Raw genomic sequence first — 19,467 nt, forward strand, 5'->3', positions numbered from 1 at the left:
GGAAAAAGCCGAGCGTGGAAAGAACGCCCAGCTTGCATACAGCTTTGACATTGCCTTGCAGAATGAATTTTCCCTTGAGGAAAACATCGCTCTTGCAAGGCGATTTTTATTGGAGAACTTTGTGAGCCGTGGCATGGTGGTTGACTTCGCCGTACACCAGCCAGACCGGGAGGACGGCGGCATACCAAACCCACACTTCCATGTGCTTTGTCCCATCCGCCCCATCGAGCAGGACGGTAAATGGGGGCTAAAGCAACGACGAGTGTACGAGCTGGACGAGGACGGAAATCGTATCAGAGACCAGAACGGCGAGTATGTTTTCAATGCCGTTCCCACTACCGACTGGGGCAGTCCCGAAACGCTGGAACATTGGCGGCAGACATGGGCGGAACTATGCAACGCCAAGTTTGCGGAGAAAGGGCTTGATGTTCGTATCGACCACCGAAGCTATGAGCGTCAGGGCGTGGAGCTTCTTCCCACCGTCCATGAGGGCGCAACCGTCCGGGCAATGGAGAAGAAAGGCATACGCACCGAGAAAGGCGAGTTCAACCGCTGGATCAGAGCAACCAATGCCGTTATCCGGGACATCAAGAAGAAAATCGCTCTCCTGTTTGATTGGATTGCCGTACTGGATGGAGCATCCTGATGAGGTGGACACGCAAAAGCTGGCGGACATCAGTGTGCAGATGCTCTCCTCCGTAGAACAGATCATCTAAAAAAGCTGCGGCAGTGCCGCAGCTTTTTTGCGTCCAAGCCCGGACACTTTTTGAAAATGTGTCGTTCCATCTATCCGCTGTCTCTTGTATGATGGAATCAAATCAGAGACAAGGAGAGATGTATGATGGCAGAGATCAAAATTCATGTGTTCCACACCGGCGAGGCATGCGTAGCACCGGATCTGCCCTTTGGCGGCGAGCATTGCAGCACGATCAAGGCATCCGGCGCGTTTGCAAAGAAATCGGAACGGTTGTGGCTGCCTGTGTCAGCCTATCTTATTGAGTGCAGCCACGGGAAGATAATCTTTGACTGCGGATGGCATCGGAATATGAGCCCCGATGGTGTGTTTGATAAAAAAGCGCAGATCAAGTCCCTCGGTTCGCTGCCGCTGTATGTAACAAATCAAGGACGAATTGAAAAAGGCTTAGCCATCGACGAGCAGTTGGCGGCGCTGGGCATTCATCCTGCCGACTTGGATTTGGTGCTGCTGTCCCATCTGGATTGCGACCACACCAACGGTCTGAATCTGGTGGCCGACGCAAAGCAGATCCTTGTGTCGAAAGACGAGCTGCTTTTTGCGGAGAACAAAACGCCCGTCAACCGCATCCGCTACAATGCGGATTGGTGGCGCAGCACGAAAATGCAGACCTTCGACTGGAACGGTACGGAAGGCCTTGCGGGAAAATCCTACGATGTATTTGGGGATGAAAGCCTCGTTATGGTCAATATCCCTGGTCATTCCAAAGGGCTATGTGCGCTAAAGATTACTGGTTCTGACGGGCGGTTCATACTACTTCTACGCCGATGGCGGTTACGCCCGAAAATCGTGGGAGCAGCTGATCACATCCGGCATTGCAGATGACAAGGCGGCACAGAAAAAGTCACTGGAATGGATACGAGAGCAAAGCCTAAACGCAAACTGCGTAGAGTCTCTTGCCAACCACGACCCCGATGTGCAGCCGCACATCATCGAATTGTGAGGTGGCTAATATGAGAAAAACAGTACTTATCACCGGCGCATCCGGCGGACTGGGTTTGGAGTTTGCCAGAATATACGCAAGAGAGGGTTTTGATCTTGTTGTAGTTGCCCGCAGCGAGGGGAAGCTCTATAAGCTGAAAAGCGAGCTGGAGACGCAGTATGACTGTCATGTATGGGTGCTGGCGCAGGACTTGTCTCAGCCAGACGCCGCCTATGAAGTATTCAATTACACCTTAGAGAAGAATATCACCATTGATGCACTGGTCAACAACGCCGGGTTCGGTGACTTCGGCAACTTCTGGGAGGTGGACGCCCAGCGGCAGACCGATCTCCTGCAAGTCAACATCATGACGCTGGTGCAGCTTACGCGGTATTTTCTGCCCGGTATGGTGGAGCGCAGACATGGCAGTGTGCTGAATCTATCTTCGGTCGCAGCATTCAGTGCCGGGCCGAGGATGTGCCTATACTATGCCTCTAAGGAATTTGTACGCAGCTTCAGCGAAGCCGTTGCCGAGGAGGTGCGCAGTACGGGCGTTACAGTGACTGCGCTTTGCCCCGGCCCAACTGCCACGGGATTTGAACAGGCCGCACAGATGAAAAACTCCCATATGTTCTCCATGTTTAAGCCTGCCAGCGCAGCGGCTGTTGCAGAGGCAGGTTTCCGTGCTGCACAGAAGGGAAAAACTCTTCGCTATTGTGGCTGGCCAACTCACACGGTGAGCATCGCTGCACGGCTGCTGCCAAGAAGTGTGTGCAGAAGATTTATGATGAAGGTCAATGGATAATGAGTGCAATCGCTGTTTGCTCTAATCAGTAGCTTAATCATCTATCAACCACCAGGGAGCAATCCCCGGTGGTATTTTTATGCTCGTAGAAGGAAACAGCCGGAATATTCCGGCTGTTGTTATATAGCAATATCACATATTCTGCTGTTTCGGTAGCACAACAGTAAAGGTCGTTGTTCCGCTTTCGCTTTTTGCCGATACCGCACCGCCGTGCAACTCACATACTTTTTTCACGACGGCAAGACCAATGCCGTTTCCTTCCGACGAATGTGACTCATCCGCCTGATAGAACTTATTGAAGATATGGGCAATACGGTCCTTTGGGATGTCTTTGCCGTGGTTGGAAACAGAGATTGAAAGGCATTCGCTCCCGTCGGAAATATCGACAGATACCGTGCCGTTCGGATCCGAAAACTTGATTGCATTATCCAGCAGATTGATCCATACCTGCTTCAGCAGTTCTTCATTTGCACATATCATATGCTCACCGAACTGCATATCCATATACAGGTTCTTGGGCGTCCATTTTTCTGCAAGCAGCAGGACGGCTCCACGAATCTGTTCAGAAAGGTTAAATCTTGTAACCTCTGTCAGGATCGTCTGGTTTTCCACCCGAGTCAAATTCAATACATTGTTTGCCATGGCAGAAAGCCGAAGCGATTCCTCTTCAATGACTTCAAGGTATTCTTCTTTTTGTTCGTCCGTAAGGTTTCCGCGACGCAAAAGCTTTGCAAAGCCTGCGATAGAAACGATCGGTGTCTTAAATTCATGAGAGAAGTTGTTGATAAAATCACTGCGCAGCATTTCTGTGTAATCCAGTTCTTCTGCCGCCCGATTGAAACTTTTTTCTACCTGCTTGAAGGTGGGATGGTCGGCAATAGGCTTGCCGAAATGCAGTCTCGTCTTGAAGTCGCCGCTTGCCAGCCGGTCAAGCTGATCGATAATACGCTTGATTGGTTTTAGAATGATTTTTCCTGTCAAAGAGGCGAGAAGAAATCCAATAACCAGACTGGTGTAAAAGAAGAACCTCAAAAGCTCCGGTAATCCTACCTGTCCTCCGGTCGTTTCAATGACTCCGAGTCGGGCCAGTCCATAGATAGCTACGATCGTCAGCAGCATAGCGATCGTGTTGGTAAGAAAAACAATGCCGGAGATCAGCAGTGCCAAAGCGATCCGCCCTGTTCGCTTCCTTTTATTCATACCTTCTTCACCGCCTTATAACCAAGCCCACGAACAGCAACGATCTCAAATTCATTCCATCCTTCAAAGCGTTTGCGTAAGCGCCCGACATGAACGGTGACGGTTTCCCAACCGGTTTCGCTATCCGTCCCCCATATCTCATCCATCAGCTGAATACGGGTGAAAATTTGACCGGGATAAGAAAGCAGCTTATACAGGAGCATAAATTCCTTCTGCGGTAGCTCCTGCGTTTCACCATTTTTTGTGACCGTAAAGGCATTGTAGTCCAAAACAACATCACCAATCGTGATTTTCTGTTCGCTGACGATCTGCGCACGCCGAAGCAATGCTTTGATACGCAAAAGCAGCTTTTCCTCGTCGATCGGTTTTGTGATATAATCGTCGGTTCCCACAAGGAATCCCTTTTTCTCATCTGCCGGTAAATGCTTTGCCGTTACCATCAATATAGGCAGCGCATTATCTGTTTCCCGAACAAACCGTGTAAATTCATATCCGTCCATTTTCGGCATCATAATGTCCAGTACAACCAGATCAATATGCTCTTTGTCCAGAGCCTCCAGCGCTTCTTCTCCGTTGGTTGCCGTTGTTACGGTGTAATGGGCATTTTCCAACACGGCACGGAGCAGCTTCCTGGTATGCTTATCGTCATCTACAACGAGAATGTGAAACATAAATATCCTCCTCGGCTAAATTATCTCCCATAGAATAATGCTGCAAAATCAACTGAAAATAAACTTATTCCTTTTTCGCAGGTTTGTTGATGCTGTATCTAAGATCGACAGGCCTTTTCAAATCCTTCGGAATCATATAAGAATGTCCGAAACGCAGCACCCCGTCTATCCGGTTTTCCTTACAGAGCTTTTGCACCCAGCGCTGCGAAACCTGCCACTGCTCGGCAGCTTCCTTTACAGAGATATAATCCATACATTTCCTCCGCTTGTATTCGTTTCTGCGAACTATATATATTTTACAGTATCACGCCCGACGTGTCAATGCCGGCTGAAATGTTCCTCGCATAATGAAAAAAGCGGCTGCCGACGCTTTTTGTGCATCGGCAGCCGCCCATTGGTTCTGTATTTTTTACTCGATGAGTCCGCTTTCTCTCAGCAGGATCTCGATATCTGTGCCCTTAACCTTTTTCAGGACCACCTTGAGCATTTCCTTCTCCTTGAAGGACAGCGGTGCCTCACTGATCGGCTTCTTGTCGATGGCGTAGTAGCAGGCACGCAGGATCTCACGCACATCGTACTTGCTGCCCCAGACCTCCGGCACGCCGCGGTCGATGTCAAGCAGCGTGTAGACCGACTCCATACCGGTACGCATGGAATACTCGGTGGTGAAGATGGTGTCACGGGGCGTCTCGGCAAATTGACCGATGAAGGCGAAGTTCACAGCGCCATCGGGCACGACCTTCGGACGGTCAGACTCCTTACGAGGCTGGAAGAAGGAATTGATATACGGCATAAAGCAGGTGGTGGTGTTGCAGGCATCGTGTGCCAGCGCATCGATCTTTTCGGTCGGCATGCCGATGTGGTACAGCCACTCACGGCAGACCTCCTCGCCAGTGCAGTCCCGCATGGCCTTCTTTACATAGTTGCCTTCCTTATTGGTGTTCAGAGAATACAACCACACAAGCACCATGTTCTTATCTTGGGACTTGAACTGCGGCTGGCGGTTAATGGTCCAGGAGAGATACCAGTTGTCGGTGCTGTCCTTGACGGTGACAATGCCGCCGGTGGTTACCTTGCCGGAGCGCGGGTCACGCTTGCAAACATTCATAATGTGCTGAATGATCTCTTCATTGGAAGTGGCGACGGTAGCGCTCATCCAGTTGGTGGCATCCACATCGGAGCAGAATTTGTCCGGGTTGCCGTACTCGCCGTGCTCGGCCTGAGCAGCGATAGCTTTCCACATATCCCAGGAATCGCCCTTGCCGTTTTCAATGCCGGACAGATCGGGTGCATGAGTCTGGTCGCCATAGCAGGAGGTATCGGTGCAGCAGCCGTTGGTGATGAACACCAGATCGTCCTCGATGAGGTCGATAGAGATTTTTCCCTTTCCGTGTTTCATAGTACCATTATCGTATATTCAAATTCTAAACTGAAACGAAACTTTTGAAAATCCGGGCAGTTTCGTTTCAGTTTAGAATTGCTTGCTACACTCTCCGCAGAAAATGTCGAAATAACGGTTTTTAAGGGAGTGACAGACTTGAACTATGAAATAGCCTATTACAGTTTATCAGGCAATACAGAAAAGCTGGCATACGGCATTGCAAAGCGTCTTCCGGAAAATCAAGCTTTTTTGACGAACCTGCAAGAGGAAGAAGTTACCCTTGCGGCCGATGTGTATTTAGTAGGATTCGGCATAAACAACGGTACAGTCCCGCTAAAAGTCATGGACGCATTGGACCGGCTGGCCGGAAAGAAGATATTCCTGTTTGTGACCTGCGGCATAGAGCCAAGTGAGGAATACAAGCGGCTTATCGAGCGCAAGATCGAACCTTTTCTGCCGGACGAATGCGACTATTGCGGCATTTTGCTGTGTCGAGGTCAGATAGCGGAGGAGGTGCTGAGCAAAATCCAAAGACAGTTCGCACAGCAACCGGACGATCCTGCCATCAAAAAAATGATCTCCGAGGCAAAATTGTCCGAGGGGCATCCCGATGAAACGGATGCGGAAAACGCAGTGAGGTTTATCCGGGAAAAGCTTGATTCTTTCTAACCGGCAAGCAGCATTTCAAAGATTCATTACATAAAAAGGAGTTTTTACCATGAGAAAAGTTAAGATCATCACCGATTCCTGCGCAGACCTGAGCGCAGAGCAACTCGAAAAATACGACATCGACTACGCCAGAATGTCCACGATCGAGGATGGCAAAGAGTCTCCGGCGCTTCTCACATGGACACCCGCAGAAGCACACAGACTTTACGAGACGATCCGTGGCGGAAAGCGTATCACGACAGCGCAGGTTTCCGTTGAAGAATTCAAAAGCTGTTTGAAAAATATCTGGGGCTTTATCAGTTAGGGGCTGTCTATACAGGCCTTTTTGCTGTTCTTGGACATGCCTATCCGATCTGGTACGGCTTCAAAGGCGGCAAAGGATTTCTCGTCAGTCTTTCAACGATTTGGGTAACAGACTGGCGGGTCGGTCTGATCGTGACCGGAATGATGGTTGTACTGCTGCTTACCACAAAATATATGTCGCTTGCTACTGTTGCTGCGACGCTCTGCAGCCCATTGCTTCTGCTGCTGTTCAAAGCACCTGTATCCGTAATTTTGATAGACGCTGCAATCGTTATTTTTGTGGCGCTGCGGCATAAGGAAAACTTCAGGCGCTTGAAAGCCGGAACAGAATCAAAGTTTACATTAAGCACGCACTGATAAATTTACAGAACAGGGACGATGCTTCGAGGAGGTAATGAACTTATGTCTGAAAAATATATTCTTTATAATCCCTGTGCAGGCGGTCCGGAGACCGAGAAAGCCGTAAAAGCCTTGCAGGATGCCAATGAAGGGGCTGTGGCGATCAATATTTGCCGCATCATCAGTTATAAGACTTTTTTTAACGGATTAGACCCGAATGACACTGTGATCTTATGCGGCGGAGACGGCACCCTGAATCGTTTTGTCAACGATGTTAACGGAATGAACATTCCCAATAAGCTCTACTACTACCCCACGGGAACCGGCAACGATTTTGCGAGGGATGTCGGGCAAAAACCGTTTTCGGATCCAACGGTTTGCCTCAACCCATATTTTGAACGGCTACCTCGTGTAAGCGTTAAAGGAAAGTCTGAATTGTTCCTGAACAATGTCGGTTTCGGCATTGACGGTTATTGTTGTGAGGTTGGAGAAAAGCTCCGAGAGGAAAACAAGAAGAGGAAAAAGCCCAAGCCGGTAAATTATACGAAGATCGCCATCACCGGGTTGCTGTTTCACTATAAGCCCAAGAATGTGACCGTCGTTGTTGACGGCAAACGCTATCAATATAAAAAAGTGTGGCTTGCCTCTGTCATGAACGGCAGGTTCTATGGCGGGGGTATGATGCCGACGCCGGAGCAGTACAGATTACGTGAAGACGGAAAGGTATCCATTCTGATATTCCACGATGTCGGCAAACTGCGTGGACTAATGATCTTTCCGTCGATTTTCAGCGGCAAGCATCTGAAGTATACGAATCAGATGACGATTCTGGAAGGAAAGACCATTCAAGTGAAATATAATGAGCCGGCACCGCTTCAGATCGACGGCGAAGTTGTACCGGAAGTCATGGAATATACGGTTCGGTCATGCGTTTCACCGGCAGAGAAAGCAAAACAGGACAGTGAAATGGCAGCTGTATAAATGCGAAGATAAACGATATTATAATGGCGACAGGCCGATGGGAGATATTACATATGCATAGGATATTCAGAAAAGATCAGGTATTGACGATACCGAATTTATTAAGTGTGATACGCTTGGCGCTGATTCCGCTGATCGTGTGGCTATATATAGGAAAGCAGGAATATTCTGCTGCAGTGGCTGTGATTTTAATCTCCGGTGCAACGGATATTATTGACGGATTCATCGCCCGCAAATTCAATATGGTGTCAGACCTCGGAAAGATTTTGGATCCCGTGGCAGACAAGCTGACGCAGGCTACGGTGATCCTCTGCTTGACGGTGAAATATCGCTGGATGCGCGGATTGATTGTTCTCTTTGTGGTCAAGGAGATCATTATGGCCGTGCTCGGGTATATGGCAATTCAAAAGAAAGATGTTGTTAACAGCGCAAAATGGTATGGCAAGCTCAACACCGTGGTTCTGTATCTGGTTATGACGTGCCTTATCTTGTTCCCGAGTATATCGGAAACGGTGGCAAATGTTCTGATCGGAATTTGCATTTGCGTTATGCTTATGTCCCTTACGCTGTACATACGGTTTTACCTGAATCTGTTCCGCACGAACTGAATCAGCAAACCACAGATCCAAGGAGGGATAAAATGGTTGTTGTTTACATACTGCTTGGCATTCTCGCCGTCCTGCTGCTCTATATTTGCTTCCTTGCAATTTGCAGCCTATGCGTCGATCCGAAAAAAGAATATGAGAAAAACAGCCGTTTTTACCGCACACTGCTTACAGCGCTTCTGCCGCTGCTTTGAAGGTGCTGCGAATCAGAGTATATACAAGCGGACTGGAGAAGATACCTAAGAATCAAAAGCTGATGTTTGTCGGAAACCATCGCTCCAATTTTGACCCGATCATTGAGTGGCTTGTGCTGAAACCGTGGGATATTGCGTTTATCTCAAAAGGCGAGAATTTTAAGATTCCGTTTTTCGGACGAATTATTCGGAAATGCTGCTTTATGCCGATCGACCGGGAGAACCCGCGAAAGGCATTGAGGACGATCAATAAAGCTTCTGATCTGCTTCAGAGCGGCGAGGTCTCTATCGGTGTATATCCGGAGGGCACCCGAAGCAAAACCGGAGAATTGCTCCCGTTTCACGACGGTGTTTTCCACATTGCCAAAAAGGCCGGCACACCGATTGTCGTTATGTCCATCAGGGGAACGGAACAGATCCATAAGAATGTCCTACGCCGGCATTCCGATGTATATTTGGACATCGTGCAGGTGATTCCTGCAAGCGATGTGGAAAACGGAACCACACATACGATCGGCGCAGAAATACGGAATATGTTGCTCGATAGTATAAAAGATAAATAATACAGTAGTTTTATTACGAGGGGTCACAACCATACTCAAGCGAACGATAACCGGTGCGTTTATAACAGCCGCCGTTTACTTAATCCTATTCTATTCTTACATACCGGCGGTCATTTTGGTGGCTACCGCCATCCTTTGCGCCTTTTCGGTGTATGAAATATACCGCGCAACCGGCACAATCGAAAATGAAGTGATGTTTACTGTTTCTATGCTCATTGCCGTTTTGGCTGCTTTCGTACACATTCCCCGTTCCGAGATCGTACTGACGGTGGCATTTATTTTTGCAACTGTAGCATCCATTTGGCTGATGATACGGCAAAAACATTGCAGCTTGGACTCTCCCGTCAAGGCATTTTTCATTGTGCTCCTGATCATTGTGCTCTTTAAAGCCATTCCGGAGCTGAGAAGCCTGAATAGCGGACTGTATTATCTGATTTTTGCTGTCACATTGTGCTTTGTCACGGATGTCGCCGCCTATCTGATCGGGCGAGGTTTGGGACGGCATAAGCTAATGCCGAAGGTAAGCCCAAATAAGACCATAGAAGGCTCCCTTGGCGGCCTATTGTTCGGGGTGCTATTGGCACTGCTTGGCGGGATCGTTGTTGAGAAATTTGTAAAGATTGAAGTAAATTACGGAACGCTGGCACTTTGGGCGCTTATGACCTCCGTTGTCGGCCAGTTCGGTGATCTGTCTATGTCAGTGATCAAACGTATTTGCGGCATCAAAGACTATGGCAATCTGCTGCCGGGACACGGCGGTATACTGGACAGGTTTGACAGTCATTTATTTGCCGTTCCGTTTACTTATCTTTTCTGCACATACGCAGGCGGCTTCTTTTTATAAGCGCAGGAGGAATCATCTATGAAAAAATACCGTGCCGGGATCGACATCGGCTCCACGACCGTAAAGCTTGTGGTACTTGATGACGCCGATGAGATCCTTTACGGAGAATACAGACGGCATCAGGCCCACACGCAGGAAACCCTATCCACTTTGTTGGAAGAAGCCAAGAAATCTGTTGGGGAATGTGAACTGCAGGTTTGCATTACCGGCTCCGGTGCGATCAATCTGGGGAAAGCGTTGGATATTTCCTTTGTCCAGGAGGTCGTTGCCGTCGCTACAGCCCTGAAAAAATGTGCGCCGCAGACGGATGTGGCGATTGAACTTGGCGGCGAGGATGCTAAGATCATATACTTTACCGGCGGATTAGAGGAGCGAATGAACGGTGTCTGCGCCGGCGGAACCGGCTCTTTCATCGATCAAATGGCATCGCTGCTGCAAACGGATGCCGCCGGACTGAATAGAGAGGCTGAGCAGTACAAGCAGATCTACCCGATCGCAGCACGCTGCGGCGTATTTGCGAAAACAGATATTCAGCCCTTGATCAATGAAGGGGCAACCAAAGCGGACCTTGCAGCATCTATTTTTCAGGCAGTCGTGAACCAGACGATCTCCGGTCTTGCCTGCGGAAAGCCGATCCGGGGATGCGTGGCATTTCTCGGAGGTCCGCTGCATTTTCTGCCGGAACTGAAAAAGGCATTTGTACGGACTCTTGGTTTGACAGCGGAAACGACTGTTGATCCGGATCACTCCCATCTGTTTGCCGCCATGGGCGCTGCAATGGAAAGCACGGAAAAAGACACTGTCCCAATCGACACCCTGATCGAGCGTCTGAAAAACGGCGTCTCGATCTCTTTTGAAATGCCCCGGCTTCCGGCTCTATTTGAAAGTCACGCAGAATATGAGCAGTTCTGCTGCAGACACGCTCGGGCTTCCGTTGCCCGTGGTGAGCTTTCCGCCTATCGAGGGAACTGCTATCTGGGAATCGACGCTGGTTCTACGACAACCAAGATGGCGCTGATCGGGGAAAACGGTGAACTGCTGTATTCTTACTACACGAACAACAACGGCAACCCAATCGAGGCGGCAAAAAAGGGTATCCACGAACTGCAAACGCTAATGCCGGGGAATGCAAAAATCGTCCGGGCGTGCTCTACCGGCTACGGAGAGGCACTGCTGCAGGCTGCCTTTTCTCTGGATGACGGAGAAGTGGAAACGATTGCTCACTGTACGGCCGCTTCTTTCTTCGATCCAAAAGTGGACTGTGTGCTGGACATTGGCGGTCAGGATATGAAATGTATCCGTCTGAAAAACGGTGCTGTGGACAGTATCATGCTTAACGAAGCCTGCTCCTCTGGCTGCGGTTCCTTTATTGAAAACTTTGCAAACTCTTTAGGATATACTGCAGAAGAGTTCGCACAAACCGCACTATTTGCCGAACACCCGGTTGACCTCGGTACCCGGTGCACGGTTTTCATGAATTCCAATGTCAAGCAGGCACAAAAAGAAGGTGCCTCGGTTTCGGATATTTCCGCCGGCCTTGCCTATTCCGTGATCAAAAACGCTTTGTATAAGGTCATCAAGCTGTCCTCGGCGGAGGAGCTTGGCAGCCATATCGTCGTGCAGGGCGGTACTTTTCATAACAAGGCTGTCTTGCGGGCGTTTGAAGAAATTGCCGGTGCAGAAGTGATTTGCCCGGATATTTCCGGCGTGATGGGTGCTTTCGGTGCCGCATTGATCGCCAGACGCAATTACACCGGAGCACCGACACCGACTAAGATGCTTTCACTGGAGCAGATCGAGGCGCTGACCTATTCCTCTTTCACAAGACGCTGCGGCGGCTGTGCCAACCATTGTATGCTGACGGTAAATGTTTTTGACGGAGAGCGCCGCCACATCACAGGAAATCGCTGTGAAAAGATGGTCGGCAATGCCGAGCGGAAAAAAGCTGCACCCAATATGGTTGAATTCAAGCGCCGATGCATATTTGGCTATGAGCCGCTTGCAGAGTCAGCTGCCGCACGGGGGACGATCGGTATTCCCCGGGTGCTGAACCTATATGAAAACTACCCGTTTTGGGCAACCTTTTTCAAACAGCTGCATTTCCGGGTCATCTTATCCCCCTTTTCAAGCCGAAAGATCTACGAGCTTGGGATGGAGTCAATCCCATCCGAATCGGAATGTTACCCCGCAAAGCTGGCGCACGGCCATGTACAGTGGCTCATCAACCAAGGCATCAAAACGATCTTTCACCCCTGCGTATTCTACGAACACCAGGAAACGCTGGGAGCACAGAACCATTTTAATTGCCCCATTGTTGTTTCATATCCTGAAAACATCAAAAACAATGTGGAAGCCGTTACCAATGGAGCCGTGCGCTACATACGCCCATTTATGGCGTTTACCGATGAAAAGACGGTTGCTGACCGCATGGTAAAGCTCTGCCGTGAGGAATGGAATATTCCCGCACCGGAGGTGCATGCGGCAGTAAAAGCGGCATGGGCAGAACAGCAGCGGGTCAAGGCAGATATTCGTACGGAAGGCAAGCGCCTGCTCAATCAGATGAAGCATAACGGCGAGTGCGGAATCGTGCTGGCGGGGCGGCCGTATCATATCGACCCCGAAATCAACCACGGGATCCCGGAACTGATTGCCTCCTACGGTCTGACGGTTTTTACTGAGGATAGTCTTCCCATCGATTTTGAGCCGTCCCGGCCCTTGCGTGTTGTGGATCAGTGGGTATATCATTCCCGGCTGTACAATGCAGCGGAATTTGTCTGCCAACATGATAAATTGGAGATGATTCAGCTCAATTCTTTCGGATGCGGACTTGATGCCGTAACGACAGATCAGGTAAGCGAGATTCTGGAGGCTTCCGGCAAGCTGTATACGCTTTTGAAGATCGACGAGGTCGCCAATCTCGGCGCTGTCCGTATCCGAATCCGCAGCTTGCTCTCTGCTATGGCTATGCGAAAGCAGGATCAAAGCAGGGCGACGGCAAAGCCTGTGGCGTATCACCGAACAGAGTTCACCAAAGAAATGCGGGAAAAGGGGTATACCATTCTTGCGCCGCAAATGAGTCCGATCCATTTTGATATTTTGGAGCCCGTGTTCCGCAAGCACGGATATAACCTGGTTGTTCTGGACAATGACAATCGCAGTGCTGTGAATATGGGACTCAAATATGTCAATAACGATGCCTGCTATCCTTCTATTACGGTGGTCGGACAATTTATGGATGCCGTACTTTCCGGCAAATATGATACCGACCGTTTGGCAATCGTTATGACACAGACCGGCGGATGCTGTCGTGCCAGCAACTATGTATCCTTCATTCGCCGCGCCTTGGATAAGGCCGGATACTCCCATATTCCGGTCATTTCCCTGAACGCCAACGGGATGGAGAAAAATGAGGGTTTCAGCCTGTCCGCCGGTTTAGTCACGGATGCCGCAAAAACGATCGTCTACGGAGATCTTTTTATGCGCTGCCTGTACCGTGTGCGACCGTATGAGGTCATACCCGGTTCTGCCGATGCGCTCCATAAAAAGTGGCAGGATATTTGCATCGACTCACTCATAAATTCAAAAACGCAGTACACCTATAAGGAAGTATGCCGTGGAATCGTCAATGCGTTTGACAGCTTCACCATCGATGAAACGATCCGTAAGCCGAGGGTCGGCATTGTCGGTGAGATCCTTGTGAAGTATATGCCGCTGGCAAACAACCACTTGGTGGAACTGCTGGAACGGGAAGGTGCCGAGGTTGTTGTTCCGGATCTGCTGGACTTCTTCAATTACTGTGTTTTCGGCTCCCAATACAAGGCGGAATACCTCGGCACCAAAAAATCTTCGGTCATCGTATCCAAGGCGGCAATAAGGCTGATTGCCGCTCTGCGCAAACCGGCAACTGATGCGCTGAACGAAAGCAAACGGTTTGAGGCCCCATTGTCTGTTTACCGGATTGCTGAAATGACAAAACCCTTTTTGTCTTTGGGCAATCAATACGGTGAGGGGTGGTTCTTAGCCGGAGAAATGATCGAACTGATCACACATGGCACGCCGAATGTAGTTTGTATTCAGCCGTTTGCGTGTCTTCCAAACCATGTTGTAGGCAAGGGCGTGATCAAAGCGCTGAAAAAAGCATACCCGCAAAGCAATATTGCTGCGGTGGATTATGACCCCGGTGCCAGCGAGGTCAATCAGCTGAACCGCATCAAGCTTATGCTGTCCACAGCAAAGAAAAACATAGGTCTCGATGGCTGACGAAATGAAGCAAAACGGAGTTTTTTCTCCGGTTTGTTTCGTTTCAGTTTAGAAATGGACAGTATACTCACCACAATGAACGAAAAGGAGTCGGGTAAGTATGAAAGAAGTTAAGTCACCGAGAAAACCCCTGATCTATTATTACGGCATTGTTTTGTTGGTCATTCTGGTTTTCAACATGGTCATCTCTCCGTTGCTTGCAAATGCCAGAGTGAAAGAGGTTGATTACGGTACCTTTATGAAGATGATCGAGGATAAAGATATCGGCAGCGTAGAGGTTGCCGATTCCGAGATCGTATTCACAGACAAGGACAATACCCAGATCTACAAGACTGGCGAAATGAACGACCCCACCCTGACCGAGCGGCTGTATGCATCGGGAGCTAAATTCACACGGAATATTGAAAAAGGCATGTCTCCGCTGCTCAGCTTTTTCCTGACATTTATTCTGCCGATCCTGATCTTTGCTGCCCTCGGACAGTATATGGCGAAGAAAATGATGTCCCAGGCAGGCGGCCCAAATGCGATGGCGTTCGGTATGGGAAAAAGCAATGCCAAGGTCTACGTTCCGTCCACGGACGGCATCCGTTTTGCCGATGTCGCTGGTGAGGATGAAGCAAAGGAAAATCTTGCCGAAATCGTCGATTACCTACATAATCCCAAGAAGTATTCCGATGTCGGCGCATCTATGCCCAAGGGCGTATTGCTTGTAGGCCCTCCGGGTACCGGCAAAACGATGCTGGCTAAGGCTGTTGCAGGCGAAGCCGGTGTTCCGTTTTTCTCCATGTCCGGCTCGGAATTTGTGGAGATGTTCGTCGGTATGGGTGCATCAAAAGTGCGTGACCTGTTCAAGCAGGCCAAGGAAAAAGCGCCCTGTATCGTCTTTATCGATGAGATCGATGCCATCGGTAAAAAGCGCGATGGTCAGATAGGCGGCAACGATGAGCGTGAACAGACGCTTAACCAGCTTCTGACCGAGATGGACGGCTTTGAAGGCAACAACGGCGTCATCATTCTGGCGGCGACCAACCGCCCGGAGTCCCTTGACCCGGCGCTGACCCGCCCCGGCCGCTTTGACCGCCGTGTTCCCGTGGAGCTGCCTGACCTCGCAGGTCGTGAAGCCATCCTCAAGGTCCATGCGAAGAAGATCAAAACGGCGGACAATGTGGACTTCCATACCATCGCCCGTATGGCCTCCGGAACCTCCGGCGCAGAGCTTGCGAACATCATCAACGAAGCTGCCCTCCGTGCGGTGCGCAGTGGGCGCACAGTCGTAGAGCAGGCAGACCTGGAGGAAAGCATTGAGGTCGTCATCGCCGGCTATCAGAAGAAAAACGCCATCATGACCGATGATGAAAAGAAGGTCGTCGCCTACCATGAGATTGGCCATGCGCTGGTCGCTGCTTTGCAGACGGCTTCCGCACCGGTGCAGAAGATCACGATCATCCCCAGAACCTCCGGCGCACTGGGCTACACCATGCAGGTCGAGCAGAACGATAAGGTTCTGATGACCAAGGAAGAACTGGAAAACAAAATTGCCACGCTGACCGGTGGCCGTGCGGCGGAGGAGATCGTATTCGGGCAGATTACAACCGGTGCCTCTAATGACATCGAGCAAGCAACCAAACTTGCCCGTGCGATGATTACCCGCTACGGTATGACCGATGAATTCGATATGGTTGCGATGGAGACGGTCAGCAACCAGTACCTCGGCGGCGATACCTCGCTTGCCTGCTCGGCGGATACACAAAAAGAAATCGATCAGAAGGTCGTGGAGACTGTCAAAAAGCAGCATGAAAAGGCTCGCCGTCTGCTGGCAGACAATCGCAAGAAGTTGGATGAACTTGCAAGCTATCTTTACGAGAAAGAGACCATTACGGGCAGCGAATTCATGACGATTTTGAACAGAAAGGATGGGAATGCGGTATGAAAAGAAAAAACGGCTTTGGATGGAGCGAATTGATCGTCGGCGTGCTCCTGATCCTGCTTGGCATCTTTGCCTTTATCCGCCCGGAAAGCATGCTGACGGGAGCGGTCGTTATTTACGGCGTGATCGCCATTGTGATGGGCATTGAAGATCTCGTGGTATATGCCCGGCTTTCCCGCTTTATCAGCTTCGGTCCGATGCTGTCGTTGATCTCTGGGATTTTAAGCGTTATGTGCGGCGTGATGCTGATCGCCAATCCCAATGTCGGGAAATGGGCACTGACGATTCTTCTCCCGATTTGGTTTATCGCCCACTGCATATCCGAGCTGACAAGGACAAACCTGATTCGTTTGATTGGAAATCCGTTTTATTACTATTTCTCACTGATTCTGAACATTCTCGGGCTTGTGCTCGGATTTGTGATGATCTTTAGTCCGGCGCTTTCCTTTGTAACGCTCAGAGCGATCTGCTATATGGTGGCAATCTATCTGATCCTGTTCGGCATCGAAAGCATTATTGCGGCTTTTGCCCGCAGAAACTCCGACTGGTAATACAGGAGATGCAGTATGGAAGAAATGAAAAAGGAGCAGATCCCTCAGATCGGCAGCCGTTTGCGGCAGCATATTCTGAAGATCCCGGAGGCGGTTTTCCAAGCCAGCGGAATTATCATCAACGGACGCAGGATCAAAAGCTTTGTCTTTACCACCGATCTTGCAATTATTCGGAATTGTGACGCCGATGCCGTGTTTGCGGTCTATCCCTTTACTCCGCAGCAAGCGATCAGCGATGCAATCATTCGCTCCTCTTATATCCCGGTGTTCTGCGGCGTTGGTGGCGGGACGACCAAGGGAATAAGGACGGTATCCTTGGCGAAGGACGTGGAGTCGCAAGGTGCTATGGGAGTTGTGCTGAATGCACCGATTTCCGATCTGAATCTTCTGGCTGTAAGCAACGCCGTAGATATTCCGGTGATTATCACGGTGACGCATGAGGGCACGGACATTGCCAGCCGTTTGCAGCATGGCGCTGCGATCTTAAATATCGCCTGCGGAAAAGAGACTCCGAATGTTGTACGAAAAATCCGCTCGGAGTTTCCGAATGTTCCGCTGGTTGCATCCGGTGGGAAAACCAACGAAAGCATCTATGAGACAATCGTGGCCGGGGCCAACGCTATTACCTATACGCCGCCCTCGACGCAGGAATTGTTTAAGGAACTGATGGCAAAGTATCGAACTTAACGGTATTATAAACAACAAAGATTATGGGAGCAAACCAATATGTTTGAGCTATTAAAGAAAATGAAACGCAAGGAGTGGCTGACTGCCGGGCTTTGCGCCATTCTGGTATTGGGTCAGATCTATTTTGATCTGCGCCTGCCGGACTATATGAGCGACCTGACAGTACTTATCAAGACCCCTGGCAGCGCAATGAGTGACATCTGGCAAACAGGGCTTGAAATGCTCGGCTGCACGCTCGCAAGCGCTCTGCTTGCGGTAATTTGCGGATACTTGGCAGCGCAGACTGCCGCAGGCTTCAGCTATACAATCCGTGAAAAGGTGTTTAATCAGGTGGCGGATTTCGGTCAGTATGAAATGCAGCAGTTTTCTGTTCCGAGCCTGATCAACCGCACGACGAATGACATCACGCAGATCCAGATGCTTGTGGCAATGGGCCTGCAAATTATGATCAAATCTCCGATCATGGCGATTTGGGCGGTCATAAAGATCATCAACAAAAGCTGGACGCTGTCTGTTATCACCGCCGGCTTTGTCGTGGCGCTGCTTGCCATGATGGCAATCGTCATTGCGGTGATCGTGCCGCGTGTCCGCCGTGTGCAGAAATTGACGGATAACATCAACCGTGTATCCCGTGAAAATCTGACGGGCATCAATGTGGTGCACGCTTATAATGCCGAGAAATATCAAGCGGAAAAATTTGAGCAGGCCAACGACGAATTGATGAGAACGCAGCTGTTCAATCAGCACGGATTTGCGATGCTTATGCCGGCTGTCTCGTTCGCTATGAATACTTTGGCATTGACCGTCTATTGGGTAGGCGCATCTATCGTGGAAAAGGTCGCACTTACAGATGTCGCAGCGAGGATCGCAACATTCGGTGACATTATGGTATTCGGCACCTATGCAACCTATGTCATCATGTCCATTATGATGATGGTCATGATTGTAATGTTCTTCCCTTCGGCCCAGGTTTCTGCCGGGCGTATCAATGAGGTGCTGAATGCAAAAATCACCTTACGGGAAGGAAAATCGGACAACGCTCCCGAAGTGGGCACAGTCGAGTTCAAGGATGTTTCCTTCCACTATCCCACCTCGGATAAGGATGTATTGGAAAACATCAGCTTTAAGGTGAATAAAGGTGAAACCATTGCATTTATCGGTGCGACCGGCAGCGGTAAAACAACGCTCATCAGCCTGGCAGCTCGCTTTTACGACACGACCTCCGGCACGGTCCTGATCGACGGAAAGGATATAAAAGAATACACCTTCGACGCCCTTTACGACCGTATCGGATATGTAACGCAGAAAGCGGTTCTGTTTGCCGGTGACATCCGGGATAATGTGCTGTTCGGTGAAAGCGCCGCAGTTCCTACCGACGAAAACGCACAGAAAGCCTTGGAACTTGCCCAGGCAAGTGAATTTGTCGAAAAACTGCCCGGCAAATTAGATGCACCGATTTCACAGGGCGGATCCAATGTTTCCGGCGGACAGAAGCAGCGTTTGGCAATCGCCCGTGCGTTGGCGAGAAATCCCGAGATTTTGATTTTCGATGACTCCTTCTCCGCATTGGACTACAAAACCGATGCAGCGCTGCGAAAAGGTCTTGCCGAAAAGCTCGGCGGCGTTACCTGCATGATCGTTGCCCAGAGAATCGGTACGATCCGCAACGCCGATAAGATCGTCGTTCTGGATGAAGGCAAGGCCGTTGGGATCGGTACGCATGAGGAACTGATAAAGAATTGTGCTGTCTATCGAGAAATTGCCATGTCGCAGTTGTCCGCCGAAGAACTGGGCGCATAAGGAGGTGCTCT

19 protein-coding genes and 1 pseudogene are annotated in these 19,467 nt (G+C 49.9%); 16 read left to right on the top strand and 4 right to left on the bottom strand.

Going from position 1 to position 19,467, the window contains the following annotated elements; translation table 11 throughout:
* From ACZM22_RS04050 to ACZM22_RS04060, 3 genes and pseudogenes are all read left to right on the top strand, one after another.
* Positions 1-625: pseudogene (locus tag ACZM22_RS04050) on the top strand (MobA/MobL family protein); the annotation flags it as partial.
* Positions 626-841: 216 nt separating this feature from the next.
* Positions 842-1,579: an MBL fold metallo-hydrolase gene (locus ACZM22_RS04055; RefSeq protein ID WP_213540421.1), complete on the top strand. Its 738-nt coding sequence runs from the start codon at positions 842-844 to the stop codon at positions 1,577-1,579.
* 128 nt (positions 1,580-1,707) lie between these two features.
* Positions 1,708-2,481, top strand: a complete 774-nt coding sequence (locus ACZM22_RS04060) for an SDR family NAD(P)-dependent oxidoreductase (RefSeq protein WP_212819547.1) — start codon at positions 1,708-1,710, stop codon at positions 2,479-2,481.
* Between the two features lie 132 nt (positions 2,482-2,613).
* Here the strand turns inward: ACZM22_RS04060 and ACZM22_RS04065 are convergent, their stop codons facing one another.
* The 4 genes from ACZM22_RS04065 to ACZM22_RS04080 all read right to left on the bottom strand — a co-directional run bounded on the left by ACZM22_RS04065 (position 2,614) and on the right by ACZM22_RS04080 (position 5,751).
* Entirely contained in the window at positions 2,614-3,681 is a 1,068-nt protein-coding gene (locus tag ACZM22_RS04065; RefSeq protein ID WP_212819545.1) for a sensor histidine kinase, read from the bottom strand.
* On the bottom strand, positions 3,678-4,352 hold the full coding sequence (locus ACZM22_RS04070) for a response regulator transcription factor (RefSeq protein ID WP_212819543.1): 675 nt from the start codon (positions 4,350-4,352) through the stop codon (positions 3,678-3,680). Before ACZM22_RS04070 ends, ACZM22_RS04065 begins: the two co-directional genes overlap by 4 nt.
* A 64-nt stretch (positions 4,353-4,416) precedes the next feature.
* Positions 4,417-4,605 (bottom strand): helix-turn-helix domain-containing protein, encoded by a 189-nt coding sequence (locus ACZM22_RS04075; protein WP_212819541.1) that lies wholly within the window; start codon positions 4,603-4,605, stop codon positions 4,417-4,419.
* 156 nt (positions 4,606-4,761) lie between these two features.
* Positions 4,762-5,751, bottom strand: a complete 990-nt coding sequence (locus tag ACZM22_RS04080; RefSeq protein ID WP_407701741.1) for an oleate hydratase — start codon at positions 5,749-5,751, stop codon at positions 4,762-4,764.
* 138 nt (positions 5,752-5,889) lie between these two features.
* On the opposite strand from ACZM22_RS04080, the gene ACZM22_RS04085 reads away from it, so the two are divergent.
* The 13 genes from ACZM22_RS04085 (at position 5,890) to ACZM22_RS04145 (ending at position 19,456) form a co-directional block, all read left to right on the top strand.
* Positions 5,890-6,402 carry a flavodoxin family protein gene (locus ACZM22_RS04085; RefSeq protein WP_022177396.1) on the top strand — a complete coding sequence of 171 codons (513 nt, stop codon included), beginning with the start codon at positions 5,890-5,892 and terminating at the stop codon, positions 6,400-6,402.
* Positions 6,403-6,451: 49 nt separating this feature from the next.
* Positions 6,452-6,706, top strand: coding sequence for a DegV family protein (locus tag ACZM22_RS04090; protein WP_022177397.1), 255 nt, complete (start codon positions 6,452-6,454; stop codon positions 6,704-6,706).
* Positions 6,688-7,062 carry a glycerol-3-phosphate acyltransferase gene (locus ACZM22_RS04095; RefSeq protein WP_228298474.1) on the top strand — a complete coding sequence of 125 codons (375 nt, stop codon included), beginning with the start codon at positions 6,688-6,690 and terminating at the stop codon, positions 7,060-7,062. The genes ACZM22_RS04090 and ACZM22_RS04095 overlap by 19 nt, the downstream gene beginning before the upstream one ends.
* A gap of 45 nt (positions 7,063-7,107) precedes the next feature.
* A complete protein-coding gene (locus ACZM22_RS04100) occupies positions 7,108-8,025 on the top strand; it encodes a diacylglycerol/lipid kinase family protein (protein ID WP_022177398.1) in 918 nt (305 codons plus the stop codon).
* A gap of 53 nt (positions 8,026-8,078) precedes the next feature.
* Positions 8,079-8,633 (top strand): CDP-alcohol phosphatidyltransferase family protein, encoded by a 555-nt coding sequence (locus tag ACZM22_RS04105; RefSeq protein WP_022177399.1) that lies wholly within the window; start codon positions 8,079-8,081, stop codon positions 8,631-8,633.
* A gap of 32 nt (positions 8,634-8,665) precedes the next feature.
* The gene (locus tag ACZM22_RS04110) at positions 8,666-8,824 is read left to right on the top strand and encodes a hypothetical protein (protein WP_022177400.1); all 159 of its coding nucleotides are present in this window, start codon (positions 8,666-8,668) and stop codon (positions 8,822-8,824) included.
* A gap of 2 nt (positions 8,825-8,826) precedes the next feature.
* A complete protein-coding gene (locus ACZM22_RS04115) occupies positions 8,827-9,387 on the top strand; it encodes a lysophospholipid acyltransferase family protein (RefSeq protein WP_212819537.1) in 561 nt (186 codons plus the stop codon).
* Positions 9,388-9,433: 46 nt separating this feature from the next.
* The gene (locus tag ACZM22_RS04120) at positions 9,434-10,231 is read left to right on the top strand and encodes a phosphatidate cytidylyltransferase (protein ID WP_267873559.1); all 798 of its coding nucleotides are present in this window, start codon (positions 9,434-9,436) and stop codon (positions 10,229-10,231) included.
* A gap of 18 nt (positions 10,232-10,249) precedes the next feature.
* A complete protein-coding gene (locus ACZM22_RS04125) occupies positions 10,250-14,491 on the top strand; it encodes a 2-hydroxyacyl-CoA dehydratase (protein WP_212819535.1) in 4,242 nt (1,413 codons plus the stop codon).
* 100 nt (positions 14,492-14,591) lie between these two features.
* The gene (gene ftsH, locus ACZM22_RS04130; RefSeq protein ID WP_212819533.1) at positions 14,592-16,421 is read left to right on the top strand and encodes an ATP-dependent zinc metalloprotease FtsH; all 1,830 of its coding nucleotides are present in this window, start codon (positions 14,592-14,594) and stop codon (positions 16,419-16,421) included.
* The gene (locus ACZM22_RS04135) at positions 16,418-16,969 is read left to right on the top strand and encodes an HdeD family acid-resistance protein (protein ID WP_212819531.1); all 552 of its coding nucleotides are present in this window, start codon (positions 16,418-16,420) and stop codon (positions 16,967-16,969) included. The genes ftsH and ACZM22_RS04135 overlap by 4 nt, the downstream gene beginning before the upstream one ends.
* A gap of 24 nt (positions 16,970-16,993) precedes the next feature.
* Positions 16,994-17,656 (top strand): beta/alpha barrel domain-containing protein, encoded by a 663-nt coding sequence (locus ACZM22_RS04140; protein ID WP_212820633.1) that lies wholly within the window; start codon positions 16,994-16,996, stop codon positions 17,654-17,656.
* A 39-nt stretch (positions 17,657-17,695) separates the two neighbouring features.
* Positions 17,696-19,456, top strand: a complete 1,761-nt coding sequence (locus tag ACZM22_RS04145) for an ABC transporter ATP-binding protein (RefSeq protein WP_212819529.1) — start codon at positions 17,696-17,698, stop codon at positions 19,454-19,456.
* The last annotated feature ends 11 nt before the right edge of the window (positions 19,457-19,467 follow it).

This window comes from Vescimonas sp., from assembly GCF_057856985.1.

Coding starts and splice junctions, on each gene's coding strand:
- ACZM22_RS04125 (WP_212819535.1), top strand. CDS start 10,250: ATGAAAAAATACCGTGCCGGGATCGACATCGGCTCCACGACCGTAAAG.
- ftsH (WP_212819533.1), top strand. CDS start 14,592: ATGAAAGAAGTTAAGTCACCGAGAAAACCCCTGATCTATTATTACGGC.
- ACZM22_RS04135 (WP_212819531.1), top strand. CDS start 16,418: ATGAAAAGAAAAAACGGCTTTGGATGGAGCGAATTGATCGTCGGCGTG.
- ACZM22_RS04140 (WP_212820633.1), top strand. CDS start 16,994: ATGAAAAAGGAGCAGATCCCTCAGATCGGCAGCCGTTTGCGGCAGCAT.
- ACZM22_RS04060 (WP_212819547.1), top strand. CDS start 1,708: ATGAGAAAAACAGTACTTATCACCGGCGCATCCGGCGGACTGGGTTTG.
- ACZM22_RS04055 (WP_213540421.1), top strand. CDS start 842: ATGGCAGAGATCAAAATTCATGTGTTCCACACCGGCGAGGCATGCGTA.
- ACZM22_RS04065 (WP_212819545.1), bottom strand. CDS start 3,681: ATGAATAAAAGGAAGCGAACAGGGCGGATCGCTTTGGCACTGCTGATC.
- ACZM22_RS04145 (WP_212819529.1), top strand. CDS start 17,696: ATGTTTGAGCTATTAAAGAAAATGAAACGCAAGGAGTGGCTGACTGCC.
- ACZM22_RS04090 (WP_022177397.1), top strand. CDS start 6,452: ATGAGAAAAGTTAAGATCATCACCGATTCCTGCGCAGACCTGAGCGCA.
- ACZM22_RS04110 (WP_022177400.1), top strand. CDS start 8,666: ATGGTTGTTGTTTACATACTGCTTGGCATTCTCGCCGTCCTGCTGCTC.
- ACZM22_RS04075 (WP_212819541.1), bottom strand. CDS start 4,605: ATGGATTATATCTCTGTAAAGGAAGCTGCCGAGCAGTGGCAGGTTTCG.
- ACZM22_RS04080 (WP_407701741.1), bottom strand. CDS start 5,751: ATGAAACACGGAAAGGGAAAAATCTCTATCGACCTCATCGAGGACGAT.
- ACZM22_RS04070 (WP_212819543.1), bottom strand. CDS start 4,352: ATGTTTCACATTCTCGTTGTAGATGACGATAAGCATACCAGGAAGCTG.
- ACZM22_RS04100 (WP_022177398.1), top strand. CDS start 7,108: ATGTCTGAAAAATATATTCTTTATAATCCCTGTGCAGGCGGTCCGGAG.
- ACZM22_RS04105 (WP_022177399.1), top strand. CDS start 8,079: ATGCATAGGATATTCAGAAAAGATCAGGTATTGACGATACCGAATTTA.